The sequence below is a fragment of the Stappia sp. WLB 29 genome, from assembly GCF_023507705.1.
Lineage (GTDB): Bacteria > Pseudomonadota > Alphaproteobacteria > Rhizobiales > Stappiaceae > Stappia.
In genome coordinates this window covers 113,797-128,359 of record NZ_JALBGD010000003.1, presented here as the reverse complement: position 1 = coordinate 128,359, position 14,563 = coordinate 113,797, and the positions used below count along the sequence as shown (strand labels likewise).

Annotated in this window: 12 protein-coding genes; 10 read left to right on the top strand and 2 right to left on the bottom strand. The window is 68.2% G+C overall.

The genetic code is table 11. The features are described from left to right. Positions 1-62: 62 nt before the first annotated feature. Both MNI96_RS06880 and MNI96_RS06875 read right to left on the bottom strand, forming a co-directional pair. Positions 63-1,124, bottom strand: coding sequence for an acyltransferase family protein (locus MNI96_RS06880; protein ID WP_249691568.1), 1,062 nt, complete (start codon positions 1,122-1,124; stop codon positions 63-65). A gap of 103 nt (positions 1,125-1,227) precedes the next feature. Beyond that, entirely contained in the window at positions 1,228-1,755 is a 528-nt protein-coding gene (locus MNI96_RS06875) for an FxsA family protein (RefSeq protein ID WP_249691567.1), read from the bottom strand. Positions 1,756-2,087: 332 nt separating this feature from the next. Between MNI96_RS06875 and MNI96_RS06870 the strand changes: the two genes are divergently transcribed. The 10 genes from MNI96_RS06870 to MNI96_RS06825 all read left to right on the top strand — a co-directional run bounded on the left by MNI96_RS06870 (position 2,088) and on the right by MNI96_RS06825 (position 14,555). Continuing rightward, positions 2,088-2,801, top strand: a complete 714-nt coding sequence (locus MNI96_RS06870; RefSeq protein WP_249691565.1) for a Tim44/TimA family putative adaptor protein — start codon at positions 2,088-2,090, stop codon at positions 2,799-2,801. A 103-nt stretch (positions 2,802-2,904) separates the two neighbouring features. Further along, positions 2,905-3,966 (top strand): murein transglycosylase A, encoded by a 1,062-nt coding sequence (gene mltA / locus MNI96_RS06865; protein ID WP_249691563.1) that lies wholly within the window; start codon positions 2,905-2,907, stop codon positions 3,964-3,966. Beyond that, on the top strand, positions 3,963-4,550 hold the full coding sequence (locus MNI96_RS06860; RefSeq protein WP_249691561.1) for a Smr/MutS family protein: 588 nt from the start codon (positions 3,963-3,965) through the stop codon (positions 4,548-4,550). The genes mltA and MNI96_RS06860 overlap by 4 nt, the downstream gene beginning before the upstream one ends. Continuing rightward, on the top strand, positions 4,547-4,918 hold the full coding sequence (locus MNI96_RS06855; RefSeq protein WP_067224598.1) for a helix-turn-helix domain-containing protein: 372 nt from the start codon (positions 4,547-4,549) through the stop codon (positions 4,916-4,918). Before MNI96_RS06860 ends, MNI96_RS06855 begins: the two co-directional genes overlap by 4 nt. A 174-nt stretch (positions 4,919-5,092) precedes the next feature. Then, positions 5,093-7,921: a [protein-PII] uridylyltransferase gene (locus tag MNI96_RS06850; RefSeq protein WP_249691559.1), complete on the top strand. Its 2,829-nt coding sequence runs from the start codon at positions 5,093-5,095 to the stop codon at positions 7,919-7,921. Positions 7,922-7,987: 66 nt separating this feature from the next. After that, entirely contained in the window at positions 7,988-9,610 is a 1,623-nt protein-coding gene (gene murJ, locus MNI96_RS06845; RefSeq protein ID WP_249691557.1) for a murein biosynthesis integral membrane protein MurJ, read from the top strand. Positions 9,611-9,879: 269 nt separating this feature from the next. Next, the gene (locus MNI96_RS06840) at positions 9,880-10,884 is read left to right on the top strand and encodes a BMP family protein (RefSeq protein WP_502960309.1); all 1,005 of its coding nucleotides are present in this window, start codon (positions 9,880-9,882) and stop codon (positions 10,882-10,884) included. 82 nt (positions 10,885-10,966) lie between these two features. Next, the gene (locus MNI96_RS06835) at positions 10,967-12,523 is read left to right on the top strand and encodes an ABC transporter ATP-binding protein (protein ID WP_249691556.1); all 1,557 of its coding nucleotides are present in this window, start codon (positions 10,967-10,969) and stop codon (positions 12,521-12,523) included. Further along, positions 12,520-13,614 (top strand): ABC transporter permease, encoded by a 1,095-nt coding sequence (locus tag MNI96_RS06830; RefSeq protein ID WP_249691554.1) that lies wholly within the window; start codon positions 12,520-12,522, stop codon positions 13,612-13,614. Before MNI96_RS06835 ends, MNI96_RS06830 begins: the two co-directional genes overlap by 4 nt. Further along, positions 13,611-14,555: an ABC transporter permease gene (locus tag MNI96_RS06825; RefSeq protein ID WP_249691552.1), complete on the top strand. Its 945-nt coding sequence runs from the start codon at positions 13,611-13,613 to the stop codon at positions 14,553-14,555. Before MNI96_RS06830 ends, MNI96_RS06825 begins: the two co-directional genes overlap by 4 nt. Positions 14,556-14,563: the final 8 nt, after the last annotated feature.

The window sequence follows — 14,563 nt, the reverse complement described above, 5'->3', positions numbered from 1 at the left end:
CCCGCGTTGGCCGCGCGAGAAAAGCCTGCTTCTCGCGCCCTGCCCCGCTTATTTCGTCTCGCTCATTCCGCCGCCTGCGCGACCGGGCGGTGCGGCGTGTCGCGCTCCAGCCGCGCCCAGGCAGGACGGCGGAACAGGAACCAGCCATAGCCGGTGCGCTCGATCAGCCACAGCAGCACCAGCGGGGCGATCACGCCGGCGGCGGTGACGATCGCCGAGATCGTGCCGATGTCGGGGATGACGCCGGTCTTCAGCAGCACGATCCGGGTCACCGCCATGGGGAAGAAGAAGGCGAGATAGATGACGATGGAGTTGCGGCCGCAATAGGCGAGCGGCGCGGCCGCGCCCGCCTGGGTCAGCAGCGCCGAGGTGACGATCACCGCCAGCGCACCGGCAGTGCCGAGCGCCAGGCTGACGAAGGGCAGGTCGGCAAGCCCGTTGAACACCAGGAGGCCGTTGACGACGCCCCAGGCCAGCAGGCCGGCAATGCCCACAGTTATGTTGCGGCGGGCCCAGTCGGCCAGTTCGAAAGCCCGGGTGGCGAAGATGTAGCCGGCGTAGAAATAGACGTAGCGCGAGCTGAACTCGTCGATCAGCACCGAACCGGTCGAGATCGGGGCGATCTGCAGCACCGCGGCGAGTGCGAGGACTGCCTGCCACGGCACGCCGCGGTCGTGCAGCACCTTGGTGATCACGAACATCACCGGCAGCATGTAGATGAACCACAACGTGCCGAAGGGCTGCACATAGGCGAGGAGATATTCGCTGAGGACGCTGCCCCACCCGGTTTCGGCCGCGATGGACGGCGCCTTCACCACGAACTGTATGGTCAGCCAGAGCACGTAGAAATAGGCGAAGTGCACGACCTTGCGGTCGAGATAGCGACGCCAGGGCCGGTCGATGACCAGCGCCAGGAACAGGCCCGAGATCATGAAGAAGTCCGGCATGCGGAACGGACGGGCGAACTCCACCACCAGTCCCATCCAGCCTTCCAGGCCGGCGGCTTTTTCGACGCCCAGCGTCGAATGCATCATCACCACGAAGACGATGCAAAGCCCCTTGGCCGTGTCGACCCAGTCGACGCGTCCGGTGCCGCCGGCAATGTCCCTCTCCCGACCGGTCATGTCGTCCAGGCTCCTGCTTGTCGTTCCCGAACAGGCACCTTGCAGAAGACGAGTGTATCGCGGGTTAACCCGACTTCACGATTTGGTGAGACGCGGCAAGCGTTCAGGGGCGGTCGCCCCGTCCGTCGTCGATCTGCCCGCGCCATGGGGAGGAGCCGTCCGGCCCGCGTCCGCCCTTGCCGTCGCCATCGATGTCGGTCCAGTCGTTCCGATCGAGGTCGACCACGCCTTCGCCCTGGCCTTTCCGCCGGGCGCCGGCCCGCACCACGGTTACCTTCGCGTTGCGGACCATGATCCGGGCGATGGCCGCCCGCAGGGGCGGCACGAAAAGAAGCAGACCGAGCGCGTCGGTGACGAAGCCGGGGATCAGCAGCAGTACGCTGGCGACGACGATCAGCGCGCCTTGCATGATGTCCTCGCCGGGCACCTGGCCGCGATCCATCTCGGCGCGCACGCGCCGCAGCAGCGACAGGCCCTGCAATCGCAGCATCAAGCTGCCGGCGACCGCCGTCGCGATGGTCAGCAGCACCGTCGGTACCGCGCCGATTTCCGAGCCGACCTCGACGAAGACGAGGATCTCGAGGAGGGGAAGGCCGATGATGGCGAGAAGGATGAACAGTCCGATGGGCATGGCGTGCGCGACAGGGTCCCGTGATGATATGTGCTCAGGTCTCGGCTCGCTCCCGGCACAGGGTGCCGTTAGGAGATATTCGCCTCTCAGTTAGGGACCAAGTGACGCAAATGCGAGCTTTATGTGTTTTCGAACGACGAAAACAGCGTCCGACACTTGTCTTGGAGGCTGGATGTTGGTTCAAGGGGGCTTACATAAGCTAGGATGGGCGATGCTGCGGCTTGCCCTGCGGGGCGCCGGTGCCGGCCCGCTGCACAGGCTGCAACGAACCCGACGGGCGGAACGCCGTGACGGCGTCTGCGACGCAATCGGCCGGATGTGAAACGGATCATATGTTCAACGACATCACCACTATCATCTTCCTGGTCCTGGCGGTCGTGATCTTCTTCAGGCTGCGCAGCGTTCTGGGGCGGCGCACCGGCAACGAGCGCCCGCCCTTCGATCCCTATTCCGCACCCGAGCGCGACAATGGGGCTGGCGGTCCTGCCCAGGACGACAACGTCATCCCGCTGCCCGGGCAGACGGCCCCGCAGGGCGGCCCGTCGCCGGCTCCGACCTCGGCGACGCTCGACAAGGTGGCGCCGGAGGGAAGCGCGCTCAACCAGGCCCTTCGCCAGATCCTGTCCGTCGACCGCTCCTTCGAGCCCCAGGGTTTCCTGCAGGGCGCCCGCGCGGCCTATGAGATGATCGTCACCGCCTTCGCCAACGGCGACCGCAAGACGCTGAAGAACCTGCTCTCGAAGGAAGTCTACGAGGGTTTCGTCGCGGCGATTTCCGACCGCGAGTCGCGCGGCGAGACCATCGAGTCCACCTTCGTCGGCATCGACAAGGCGGACATCGTCGAAGCTGCCCTGAAGGGCTCCACCGCGCAGGTGACCGTCAAGTTCCGCTCCGAATTGATCTCCGCAACCCGCGACCGCGACGGCGCCATCGTCGACGGCGACCCGAACGCGGTCAGCGACGTCACCGACATATGGACCTTTGCCCGCGATACCACCTCGCGGGACCCCAACTGGCGTCTGGTGGCGACCGAATCGGTCGAGTGACTTGCGTGCCGCCGGCCGGATGGCCCTTGCTGCCGGCCTGGCGGCGGCACTGCTCGCCGGCACCGTTGCGACGGTCCCGGCTCTGGCGCGCGGAAACCCTCTCATGCTGTCTGCGCCCCTGAGTTTCGCGGAGCTTCCCGGCTGGGCCGGCGACGACCATCGTGCCGCCCTTGCTGCCTTCCTGCGCCATTGCCGGGACCGGCGGGCGGAGCTTCCCCGCGAACTGTCGCATCTTTGCGCTCCGGCGCAGGCCGCCGCCGACAGCGGCGAGCCGCTGGCCGCCCGCACCTTCCTGGAACGTCATTTCGAGCCGCGCCGCATCCTCGCCGACGGGTTCGTTACCGGCTATTTCGAGCCCGAATACGACGGCTCGCGCCGGCCAGGCGACGGCTACGACACGCCGCTTCTGGCCCGCCCGCCCGAGCTTGTGCCCCTTGCCGGCCGACCGGCGCCGGACGGATTGCCCAAGGACGCGCCATTTGCCTTTTCGAACGGCAATGGCCGTCTGGTCGCGCCGCCCGACCGGGGGGCGATCATGGACGGGGCGCTGGCCGGCCGGGGCCTCGAGCTCGTCTGGATGGCCGATCCGGTCGACGCCTTCTATGTGCATGTCCAAGGGTCGGCCCGCATTCGCCTGCGCGAAGGCGGTAGCCTGCGCGTCGGCTATGCCGGCAAGACCGGCCATCCCTATAGCGCCATCGGCCGGGTGATGATCGAGCGCGGCCTTGCCGATCCCGGCACCGTCACCATGCAGGTGCTGCGCCAATGGCTGGCGGAAAACCCGCACGAAATCGACGGCGTCCTGCGCCGCAACCGGTCCTACATCTTCTTCCGCGAGGTGACCGAGGCAGCGGAGCACGAAGGCCCGATCGGGGCCGCCGGACTGCCGCTGCTGCCCGGCCGCAGCCTTGCGGTCGATGCCGCGCACCATGCCTATGGCGCGCTGGTCTTCGTCTCTGCCGACCTCCCCTTGGGGCCGGACGGCGAGCAGGAGAAGTTTCATCGCCTGATGATCGCCGAGGATACGGGGTCGGCCATTGTCGGTCCGGCGCGCGGCGACATCTTCTTCGGTTCGGGCGATGAGGCCGGCGAACTGGCCGGGCGCATCCAGCACCGGGCGGACATGATGTTGCTGGTGCCGCGCAGGCCGGAGGCCAAGCCGTGAGCCGCCGCCGTGGCCGCCAACCCTCGCCCGAGGAGCGCCGCCTGTGGGAGCAGGTGACGGCGGATGTCGATCCGCTGGTTCCCCGCGGGCGTACCCGTGCCGAGACGCCGACGCCGGAACCGGAAGAGGCTCCCGCTCCGGTGCCCGCCGCCGCCCTGCCGGCCGGCCCTGCGGCCTCCGGCGCGTTTGCGCTGCGTTCGCCCGCCCAGCCGTCTCCCCCGCCCCTGTCGCCACTCGAGCCGCGCCAGCGTCGCCGCGTCGCCCGCGGCACCCGCGCCATCGACATGCGTATCGACCTGCACGGGCTGACCCAGGCCGAGGCGCATGTGCGGCTGCGCGGGTTCCTGTCCCATGCCCAGTCGAGCGGTGCCGGCCTGGTGCTGGTGATCACAGGGAAGGGCGCGCCCGGCGGCAGTCCGCTGGCCGGCGAGCGCGGCATCCTGCGCCGCGTCGTGCCGCAATGGCTGTCCTTCCCCGAGTTTCGCCCGCTGGTGGTGGGCTTCGAGGAGGCCCACGCCGCACATGGCGGTGGCGGCGCGCTCTATGTCAGGATCCGCAAGAGCGGAAAGTGGGGGGGACGATGACGCCGTTCGGCGCCAAGCTGCGCGAGCTGCGCAAGAAGCGCGGCATAACCCTGTCGGAAATGGCCGAGGCGCTGGGTGTTTCGGCGGCCTATCTGTCGGCGCTGGAGCACGGCAAGCGCGGCCGGCCCACCTGGTATACGGTGCAGCGGATCATTGCCTTCTTCAACGTCATCTGGGACGAGGCGGAGGAGTTGCAGCGCCTCGCCGAGATCTCCGATCCGAAGGTCTCCATCGACACGGCCGGCCTTCAGCCCGAGGCGACGGAACTGGCCAATCTGCTGGCGGCGAAGATTTCAGGCCTGTCGCGCGACAGTCTGGCCCATCTGTTGCATCAACTGCGCGTCGCGGCGGCGCGGGACCGGATCTAGGGCCAACTCTGGGGTTGTGGGCCAGGTCTCCGGCACGGTCTCCTGTTCTTCTCCGGCGCCTCTTGAGCGGCGCGGGCGGCAAGCGTAGGGTCCCGCAATCGCGGCCGCCGGCAAGGCCTTGCGCAGGCATGGTGCCTGCGCGACGCTGCGGCAAGAAGGACTGCGCTGTACGTGATGACGTCGAAGACCCCCGCCCGTAGCGCCGATCCCTTCGCCGGGCTGATCGATGCCGATGCCCTGCGTCACCGGCTGACGGCGCTGACCGCGGCGACCGACGGCGACGGCTCCGACCTTGCCGTGCGCAGCCATGTTCTCAACGAGCTGAAGACGGCGATGCGCGATGCGCGCACCCGCGTCGAGGAGCTGCTCTTTGCCGATGGCGGCGGCACGCTCTGTGCCCAGCGGCTGAGCCATGTTCAGGACGAGATCCTGCGTGTGATCTTCGATTTCGCCATCCATCACGTCTACCGGGTCAAGAACCCGTCCGCGGCCGAGCGCATGTCCATCGTCGCGGTCGGCGGCTATGGCCGCGGCACGCTGGCGCCCGGCTCGGATGTCGACCTGTTGTTCCTGCTGCCCTACAAACAGACGCCCTGGGGCGAGCAGATCGTCGAATACATCCTCTACATGCTGTGGGACCTGGGCCTGAAGGTCGGCCATGCCACCCGTAACATCGACGAATGCCTGCGCCTTGCCCGCACCGACATGACGATCCGCACCGCGCTGCTGGAGGCTCGCCACGTGTGGGGCGAGGAGCCGCTGACCGACGAGTTGATCGAGCGGTTCGACAAGAGCGTCGTCGCCGGCACCGGACCGGAATTCATCGCCGCCAAGCTCGCCGAGCGCGACGCCCGCCACACCCGCCAGGGCACGTCGCGCTACCTGGTCGAGCCGAACGTGAAGGAAGGCAAGGGCGGCCTGCGCGACCTCAACACGCTGTTCTGGATCTCCAAATACTTCTACCGCGTGCGTTCCGGCTCGGGACTGGTGAAGGCGGGCGTCTTCACCCGCTCCGACTTCCAGCGCTTCAAGAAGGGCGAGGATTTCCTCTGGGCGGTTCGTTGCCATCTGCATTTCCTCACCGGTCGGGCGGAGGAGCGCCTGTCCTTCGACGTCCAGCGCGAGATCGCCGTCCGCCTCGGCTACACCCAGCATCCGGGCATGAAGGACGTCGAGCGCTTCATGAAGCACTACTTCCTGGTCGCCAAGGATGTCGGCGACCTGACCCGGATCTTCTGCGCCGCGCTCGAGGAGCAGCACGCCAAGGCGCCGCAGCCGCTGTCGAAGCTGATCGACCGCATCGCCTCGCGCGCCCGCCGCCAGGTCCAGACCGGCTCGCCGGATTTCGCGATCGACAAGGGGCGTCTCAACGCGGTCTCGGACACGGTGTTCGAGAAGGACCCGGTCAACCTGATCCGCCTCTTCGCCATTGCCGACCGCCACGCGGTGATGCTGCATCCGGAAATGCTGAAACTGGTGCGCCGGTCGCTGAAGCTGATCACCGCACAGGTGCGCGAGGACCCGGAGGCGAACCGCCTGTTCCTGCAAGTGCTGACCTCGCGCAACGATCCCGAGACCGTATTGCGCAAGATGAACGAGACCGGCGTGCTCGGCCGCTTCGTGCCCGACTTCGGCAAGGTCGTGGCGATGATGCAGTTCTCCATGTACCACCACTACACGGTGGACGAGCACCTGATCCGCTCCATCGGCGTGCTGGGCGAGATCGAGCGCGGCGAGGCCGGCGAAGACCATCCGCTCTCCACCGACATCATCAAGACGATCCAGAACCGCAAGGTCCTGTTCGTCGCCATGTTCCTGCACGACATCGCCAAGGGCCGGCCGGAGGATCACTCCATTGCCGGCGCGCGCATCGCTCGCCGCCTGTGCCCGCGTCTCGGCCTGACGCCTTCGGAGACGGAGACCGTCGCCTGGCTGGTCGAGCATCACCTGGACATGAGCACGATCGCCCAGTCGCGCGACCTTGCCGACCGCAAGACCATCGAGGATTTCGCCCGCGAGGTGCAGAGCGTCGAGCGGCTGAAGCTGCTGCTGATTCTCACCGTTGCCGACATCCGTGCCGTCGGGCCGAATGTCTTCAACGGCTGGAAGGGCCAGTTGCTGCGCACGCTGTACTACGAATGCGAGCCGGTGCTGACCGGCGGCCACAGCCTGTTGCCGCACGATATGCGGGTCGAGGCGGCCAAGCGCGAACTGGCCGAGACGCTGGGCGCCTGGAACAGGGATGAGCTTGCCGCCTATCTGGAGCGCCACTATCCGGCCTACTGGCTGCGCGTGCCGCTGGAGCGCAAGATCGCCGACGCCGAGATGATCCGTGCCGCCGACCGGGCCAAAACCGGATTTTCCTCGCGTGTCGTCACCCATGCCTTCGAGGGGGTGACCGAGATCACCGTGCTGGCGGCCGACCATCCACGGCTGCTGTCGACCATTGCCGGGGCCTGTTTCGTCGCCGGGGCCAACATCGTCGATGCTCAGATCGACACAACGACGGACGGTTTCGCGCTCGACACGATCTACATTTCCCGCGAACTGCCGGGCGACGACGACGAGATCCGCCGCGGCGAGCGCGTCTGCCGGCTGATCGAGAAGGCGCTGCGCGGCGAGGAGCGGCTGCCCGACAGCGTCGCCCGCAAGGCGGCCTCGCGCAGCCGCGTGAAGGCCTTCCGCGTCGAGACGGAGGTGCTGGTCAACAATTCCTGGTCCAACCGCTACACCGTGCTGGAAATCTCCTGCCTCGACCGGCCCGGTCTGCTCTACGATCTCACACGGGCGATCTCCGGCCTCAATCTCAACATCAATTCCGCTCATATCGCGACGTTCGGCGAACGGGCCGTCGACGTTTTCTATGTCACCGACCTCACCGGCCAGAAGATCGGCAATATCGGCCGGCAGGACGCGATCCGGGAACGTCTGCGCGAAGCGGTCGAGGGGGAGGCGGCGGAAGAGCCGGCTCGCCGCCGGCCGCGCCGCGCCGGGGTGGCCTGACGAAACGCCTGCCCACCCGTGGTCGTCGATGCAATTTCCTGCCACTCCTGAACGGAACTTCCGCCCATGGCCGGCTCGATCAGTCTCTTGCGCAACTTCGCCACCGTCGGCGGCGCCACCATGGCGAGCCGCGTCCTCGGCTTCGTGCGCGACGTGATGATCGCCGCCTTTGCCGGCGCAGGCCCGGTAGCGGACGCCTTCTTCGTTGCCTTCCGCCTGCCCAACCTGTTCCGCCGGCTGTTCGCGGAAGGCGCGTTCAACTCCGCCTTCGTGCCGCTGTTCGCAAGGGCGCTGGAAGAGGAGGGCGATGCGGGCGCGCGGCGGTTTGCCGGCGAGATAATGGCGGCGCTGCTGTGGACGCTGCTGGCGCTGACCGCCATCGCCTTCGTCGCCATGCAGGGCCTCGTCTTTCTGCTTGCTCCGGGCTTTACCGAAGATCCATCGAAGTTCGACCTGGCGGTGCTGCTGTCGCGCATCACCTTTCCGTATCTGTTGTGCATGTCGCTGGTCGCCTTCCTGTCCGGCATCCTCAACACCTATCGCCGCTTCGCGGCCGCCGCCTTCGCGCCCGTCGTCCTCAATCTGGTGATGATCTCGGTGCTTGCCGGCATCTGGTATGCGGGACTGGAGCCGGGCACGACGCTTGGCGTGGTGCTGGCGGGCGGCGTTGCGGTCGCCGGTTTCGCCCAACTGGCGCTGCTTGTCGTCGCCGTGCGCCGCATGGGCTTTTCCGTGCCGTTCCGCCGTCCGCGCCTGACAGCCGGCGTGCGACGGCTGTGCAAGCTCGGCGTTCCGGGCGTGATCGCCGGAGGCATCACCCAGATCAACATCGTCGTCGGCACGGTGATCGCCTCGGCCCAGGCCGGCGCGGTCTCCTATCTCTACTATGCCGACCGCATCTACCAACTGCCGCTCGGTGTCGTCGGCATCGCCATCGGCGTGGTGCTCCTGCCGGACCTGTCGCGCTCGCTGCGCGCCGGCGAGGACGGGCAGGCCAACGGCACGCTGAATCGGGCGATGGAATTCGCCCTCGCCCTGACCCTGCCGGCGACCATCGCGCTGATAGCGGTGCCCGAGCCCATCGTCTCGGTGCTCTACCAGCGCGGCGAATTCGGCGCGGAGGCGGCGAGCGCCACAACGGCCGCGCTGATCGCCTTCGCCCTCGGCCTGCCGGCCTTCGTGCTCAACAAGGTGTTCTCGCCCGGTTTCTTCGCTCGTGAGGACACGGTGACGCCGATGTGGTTCGCCGGCATCGGCATGGCGGTCAACGTGATCGGGGCGCTGGCACTCGCTCCCCTCCTCGGCCATGTCGGCATCGCGCTCGCCACGTCGCTGGCCGGCTGGGTCAACGCCGGCCTGCTGGGCGCGGCCCTGTGGCGGCGCGGCCATTTCCGCATGGACCACGGCGCGCGGCGCCGGCTGCCGCTGCTGGCGCTCGCCAGCCTTGCCATGGGCGGCGGCCTGCTGCTCGGCGACTGGTTGCTGGCGCCGTTGCTCGGCGCGCCCTCGGTGCTGGTGCGCTTTGCCGCCCTCGGCCTGCTGGTGCTGGCCGGCATGGTGCTGTTCGCCGGTTTCGTCCAACTGACCGGTGCGGTCGACCTGAAGGGCTATGTCGCCCGTGCAAGGGCGGCGAGGGCCCGCCGCCGGACCGCCCCGCCGCCGCAGGCGCCGGAAGATCCGCTCGGATAGGCTGCAAGGGCGTCGGCACGACAAGCGGAAGCAGAGCGCGCCTGCCGCGGGAAAAAGCTGCGCCGGCTCAATTTTTGACCAAACGATCAAACTTTGTCCATTTGTTCAAGAAAGCGCGGCGGCCGGCATCTGCCTCCATTGTGAGCGTGCCTGGAATGTGGTCCAATTTACCTCGCCGCGCGAAGAGCCGCCCATGCGCCTTTGCCGGCCGACGAACACCGGCCCGTGCCAGTTGCGCATGAGCGCCGCATCCTGCGAGGGGGAGTCAGATGGCAATCAACGATCATTTCGCCTGGACGCGCCGGGCCGTCCTCGGACTTGTCGCATCGCTCGCCGTCATGGCGGGCGGAGTGCCGGCAATCGCCAAGGACAAGCCGCTGAAGGTCGCGGCGATCTACACCGTGCCGGTCGAGCAGCAGTGGGTCGGGCGCATCCACAAGGCGCTGCAGGCGGCGCAGGCGCGGGGCGACGTGACCTACACCTACTCCGAGAACGTTGCCAACACGGACTACGAGCGCGTCATGCGCGAGTATGCCGAGGGCGGCATGGACCTGATCATCGGCGAGGCCTTCGCCGTGGAGCGTGCGGCGCGCAGCGTTGCGGCCGAATATCCCGACATCGCCTTCCTGATGGGCTCGTCCTTCGGGCCGGCCCAGCCGAACTTCGCCGTCTTCGACAACTGGATCCATGAGCCGAGCTACCTGACCGGCATGATCGCCGGCAAGGCGACCAAGTCGAACGTCATCGGCATGGTCGGCGGCTACGCGATCCCCGAGGTCAACCGCCTGATGAACGCCTTCATGGAAGGCGCGCTGGCGGTCAACCCGGACGTCAAGTTCCTCGTGACCTTCATCAACTCCTGGTACGACCCGCCGAAGGCCAAGGAGTCGGCCTTCGCGATGGTCGACAAGGGCGCGGACATTCTCTACGCCGAGCGCTTCGGCGTCTCCGACGCAGCCAAGGAGAAGGGCATCCTTGCCATCGGCAATGTGATCGACACGGCCGGCGACTATCCGGGCACGATCCTCGCCAGCGCCTTGTGGCACATGGAGCCGACCATCGACCGGGTGATCGAGGCGGTGGCCTCCGACAGCTTCGAGCCGGCGGATTACGGCCAGTATTCCTTCATGTCCTATGGCGGTGGCAGCTTCGTCGTCGACGAGAGCCTTGCCGATGCGGAGGCCGTCAAGGCGTCCCGCGAGAAGGAGAAAGAGATTCTCGACGGGCTGTTCCGCGTCAACGTCAACGACGCCGAGCCCAAGTCGACGATGTGATCGTCTGATCGCGGCCCGCCCCCTGTTATCGGCCCGAGATCGGGGGCGGGTCGTCTTTGTCCTGCCCTGCCCCGGAGTGGAGATGAGCGACCCGCTGCACGCACGGCCGCACGAGCGCAAGGTCGTGCTGTCGCTTGCCGGCATCACCAAGCGCTTCGGCGCGATGACCGCCAACGAGGCGGTCGATCTCGACCTGCATGCGGGCGAGATCGTCGCCCTGCTCGGCGAGAACGGCGCCGGCAAGACCACGCTCATGAACATCCTGTTCGGCCACTATGTCGCCGACGAGGGCGAGGTGCGCATCGCCGGCCCCGAGGGGCAGCTCGTACCGCTGGAGCCCGGCTCGCCCCATGCGGCGCTCAATGCCGGCATCGGCATGGTGCACCAGCATTTCGCGCTGGCCGAGAACCTGACCGCCTTCGAGAACATCGTGCTCGGCACCAGGCCGCTGCTGTCGCCCTCCACCTCCTCGCGCGCCGACCGGCAGCGGCTGGAGGCGTTGATGCGCGACAGCGGGCTGACGGTGGACCTGGACCTTCGCGTCTCGCGCCTTTCGGTCGGCGAGCAGCAGCGGGTGGAAATCCTCAAGGCGCTGTATCGCGACGCCCGTGTGCTGGTTCTGGACGAGCCGACCGCCGTATTGACGCCGCAGGAATCCGAAGGCCTCTTCGCCACCCTGCGGCAGCTGGCCGGCAAGGGCCTTGCCATTGTCTTCATTTCGCACAAGCTCGCCGAGGTGCTCAGTGCTTCCGACCGGGTCGCCGTGCTGCGCATGGGCCGCAAGGTCGCCGACCTGCCGACCGCCGAGTGCGACCGCCAGAAGCTGGCCGAGCTGATGGTCGGCCATTCGCTCTCCCACAGCCGGCGCGAACCGCGCGCCCCCGGCGATGTGCTGCTGGCGTTCGAAGGCGTGTCTGCCGGCACCGGCCGCGAGGCGGTCAGGGACCTGTCGCTGACCCTGCGCTCGGGAGAAATCCTCGGTGTCGCCGGCGTTTCCGGCAACGGCCAGGCGATGTTCGCGCGCCTCGTCTCCGGTCTCGAGCGCGCCACTACGGGCCGCATCCTGCTCGCAGGACGCGATGTCACGGCGCAGGACGCGCGCGCGATGATCGCCGCCGGCATCGCCCGGATCCCGGAGGATCGCCACCGCGACGGCATCGTCGGGGCGATGAGCGTTGCCGAGAACCTGGTGATCGAGGAGATCCGCTCCGAGCGCTACCAGCGCTTCGGCTTCCTCGACTTCTCCGCCATCGCCGCCCGCGCCCGCGAGGCCATCGACGCCCATGACATCCGTTGCCGGGGCGGCTCCGCGATCTCGCGGCTGCTGTCGGGCGGCAACATCCAGAAGATCGTGCTGGCCCGCACGCTCGATGCCGAGCCCATGGTGGTGCTGGCCGCGCAGCCCTCGCGCGGGCTCGACATCGGCGCCACCGGCGAGGTGCACCGCCGCCTGCTCGCCGCGCGGGCGCGCGGGGCCGGCGTCATCCTGATTTCCGAGGATCTCGACGAGCTCTTCGCCCTGTCCGACCGCATCGCGGTGATCCATCGCGGCCAGCTGAGCGTGGCGCGCGATGCCGACGAGCTCGACCGCGCCACCGTCGGCCTGATGATGGCCGGCCACGCGGAGGAGGCCGCATGATCCGTTTCGAGCCGCGCGAGACCGTCTCGCCCTTCCTTCGCGTCGGCGTTCCGGTTGCCGCGGCACTGGCCGCCCTCGCACTGGCCGCCCTGCCGATCATGGCGGCGGGCGCGCCAGTGCTGCAGGCCTATGCGCTGATGGCGAAAGGCGCCTTCGGGTCGTTCTTCGCCGTTTCCGAGTTGCTGTCGCGGGCCACCCCGCTGATCCTGACCGGCCTTGCTGCCGCCCTCGCCTTCCGCGCAAGGCTGTGGAACATCGGCGGCGAAGGCCAGCTCTATGCCGGCGCGCTTGCCGCCGTTGCCGTCGGCTCCGGCGCGATCTCCGCTCCGCCCGCGGTGATGATCCCGCTTGTGCTCCTGGCCGGGGCGATGGCCGGGGCGATGATGATGCTGGTCCCGGCGCTGTTGAAGCTGCGGCTCGGCGCCGACGAGGTGGTCACCACCTTGCTGCTCAATTTCGTCGTGCTGCTCTTCGTCCAGATGATGCTGGAAGGGCCGATGAAGGATCCGATGGGCATGGGCTGGCCGCAATCCGAGCCGATGGCGGATGCGGCTATGCTGCCCAAGCTGTTCGACCGCATGCGCGTCCACGCCGGGCTGATCGTCGCGCTCGTTACCGCGCTGCTCGCCCATATCCTGCTGGCGCGCACGGTGTGGGGCTTCGAGATCCGTGCCGTCGGCGAGAACCAGGACGCGGCCCGCCATGCCGGCATCCCGGTGACCGCCACCTTCGTGCGCGTCGCATTGTTCAGCGGCGCACTGGCGGGGCTCGCCGGCGTCGGCGAGGTGGCCGGCCTCAAGGGCTATCTCACCGCCGACCTGTCGCCCGGCTTCGGCTATGCCGGCATCGTCGTCGCCATGCTGGCCGGCCTGTCGCCGCTCGGCGTCGTGGTCGCGGCCCTGTTCATCGCCGGCGTCTTCGTCGGCGCCGACAGCATGAGCCGGGCCATCGGCGTGTCCAACTATCTGGCCGACCTTGTGGTCGCCACATCGCTGATCGCCGTCCTCGTCTCCGGCCTCTTCGTGCGGTTCCGCGTGCGACTGGTCGGACCGGGGCGCAGGGCATCCGCCGGCAAGGATATCGTGGCATGATGGAAATCCTCGACATTCTCGTCTCGGCGAATTTCTGGGCGGCGGCGCTGCGGATCGCCACGCCGCTGATCTTCGGCGTGCTGGGCGCACTGCTGTGCGAACGAGCGGGCATCCTCAATCTCGGCATCGAGGGCATCTTCACAGCCGGTGCCATGGCCGGCTGGATGGCTGCCTGGCTCGGCGCCGGCCTTTGGGGCGGCGTGCTGGTCGCAGCGCTCGCCGGGGCGAGTTTCGGGCTGCTGCATGCGGTGCTCACGGTGCCGCTGGGCCTGTCCCAGCACGTCTCGGGCATCGGCGTGACGCTGTTCGCCACCAGTCTCAGCTATTACGCCTACCGCACGGCGTTGCCCGACGTTACCTCGCCGCCGCGCATCACCGCCTTCCAGCCGCTCGACATCCCGGTCCTGTCCGATCTGCCCTTCCTTGGCACCGTGCTGTTCCAGCAGACGGCGCTGACCATGCTGGCGCTGGCGATGGTCGTGGTGGTCGGCTTCGTGCTTTACCGCACGCCGCTCGGCCTTGCGATCCGCGCCGTCGGCGACAATCCGGCGGCGGTGGAGGCGCAGGGCCTGTCGGTCGTGGTGCTGCGCATGGGCACGGTGGTCGCCGGCTCCGCGCTGATGGCGCTGGGCGGGGCCTTCCTGACCATGTCCGCCTTCGACGCCTTCTTCTTCGGCATGGTCAACGGCCGTGGCTGGATCTGCATCGCGCTCACCGTCTTCGCCTCCTGGCGTCCGGGCAAGGCGCTCGTCGGCGCGCTGCTGTTCGGTGCCTTCGACGCCTTCCAGGTGCGGCTGCAGACCGAGGTCGGGGCCTTCGTGCCCGGTCAGGTGTTCCTGATGCTGCCCTACCTGCTGTCGATCCTGGCGCTGGTCATGGTCGCCCGCAAGGCGGACTATCCGCGCGCGATGCTGAAACCTTATTTCAAGGGCCAGCGCTAGACGAGAAC

Excerpts from the sequence above, each read along its gene's own strand:
- MNI96_RS06880 (WP_249691568.1), bottom strand. The coding sequence starts at position 1,124 with ATGACCGGTCGGGAGAGGGACATTGCCGGCGGCACCGGACGCGTCGAC.
- MNI96_RS06875 (WP_249691567.1), bottom strand. The coding sequence starts at position 1,755 with ATGCCCATCGGACTGTTCATCCTTCTCGCCATCATCGGCCTTCCCCTC.
- MNI96_RS06870 (WP_249691565.1), top strand. The coding sequence starts at position 2,088 with ATGTTCAACGACATCACCACTATCATCTTCCTGGTCCTGGCGGTCGTG.
- mltA (WP_249691563.1), top strand. The coding sequence starts at position 2,905 with ATGCTGTCTGCGCCCCTGAGTTTCGCGGAGCTTCCCGGCTGGGCCGGC.
- MNI96_RS06855 (WP_067224598.1), top strand. The coding sequence starts at position 4,547 with ATGACGCCGTTCGGCGCCAAGCTGCGCGAGCTGCGCAAGAAGCGCGGC.
- MNI96_RS06850 (WP_249691559.1), top strand. The coding sequence starts at position 5,093 with ATGACGTCGAAGACCCCCGCCCGTAGCGCCGATCCCTTCGCCGGGCTG.
- murJ (WP_249691557.1), top strand. The coding sequence starts at position 7,988 with ATGGCCGGCTCGATCAGTCTCTTGCGCAACTTCGCCACCGTCGGCGGC.
- MNI96_RS06840 (WP_502960309.1), top strand. The coding sequence starts at position 9,880 with ATGGCAATCAACGATCATTTCGCCTGGACGCGCCGGGCCGTCCTCGGA.
- MNI96_RS06835 (WP_249691556.1), top strand. The coding sequence starts at position 10,967 with ATGAGCGACCCGCTGCACGCACGGCCGCACGAGCGCAAGGTCGTGCTG.
- MNI96_RS06830 (WP_249691554.1), top strand. The coding sequence starts at position 12,520 with ATGATCCGTTTCGAGCCGCGCGAGACCGTCTCGCCCTTCCTTCGCGTC.
- MNI96_RS06825 (WP_249691552.1), top strand. The coding sequence starts at position 13,611 with ATGATGGAAATCCTCGACATTCTCGTCTCGGCGAATTTCTGGGCGGCG.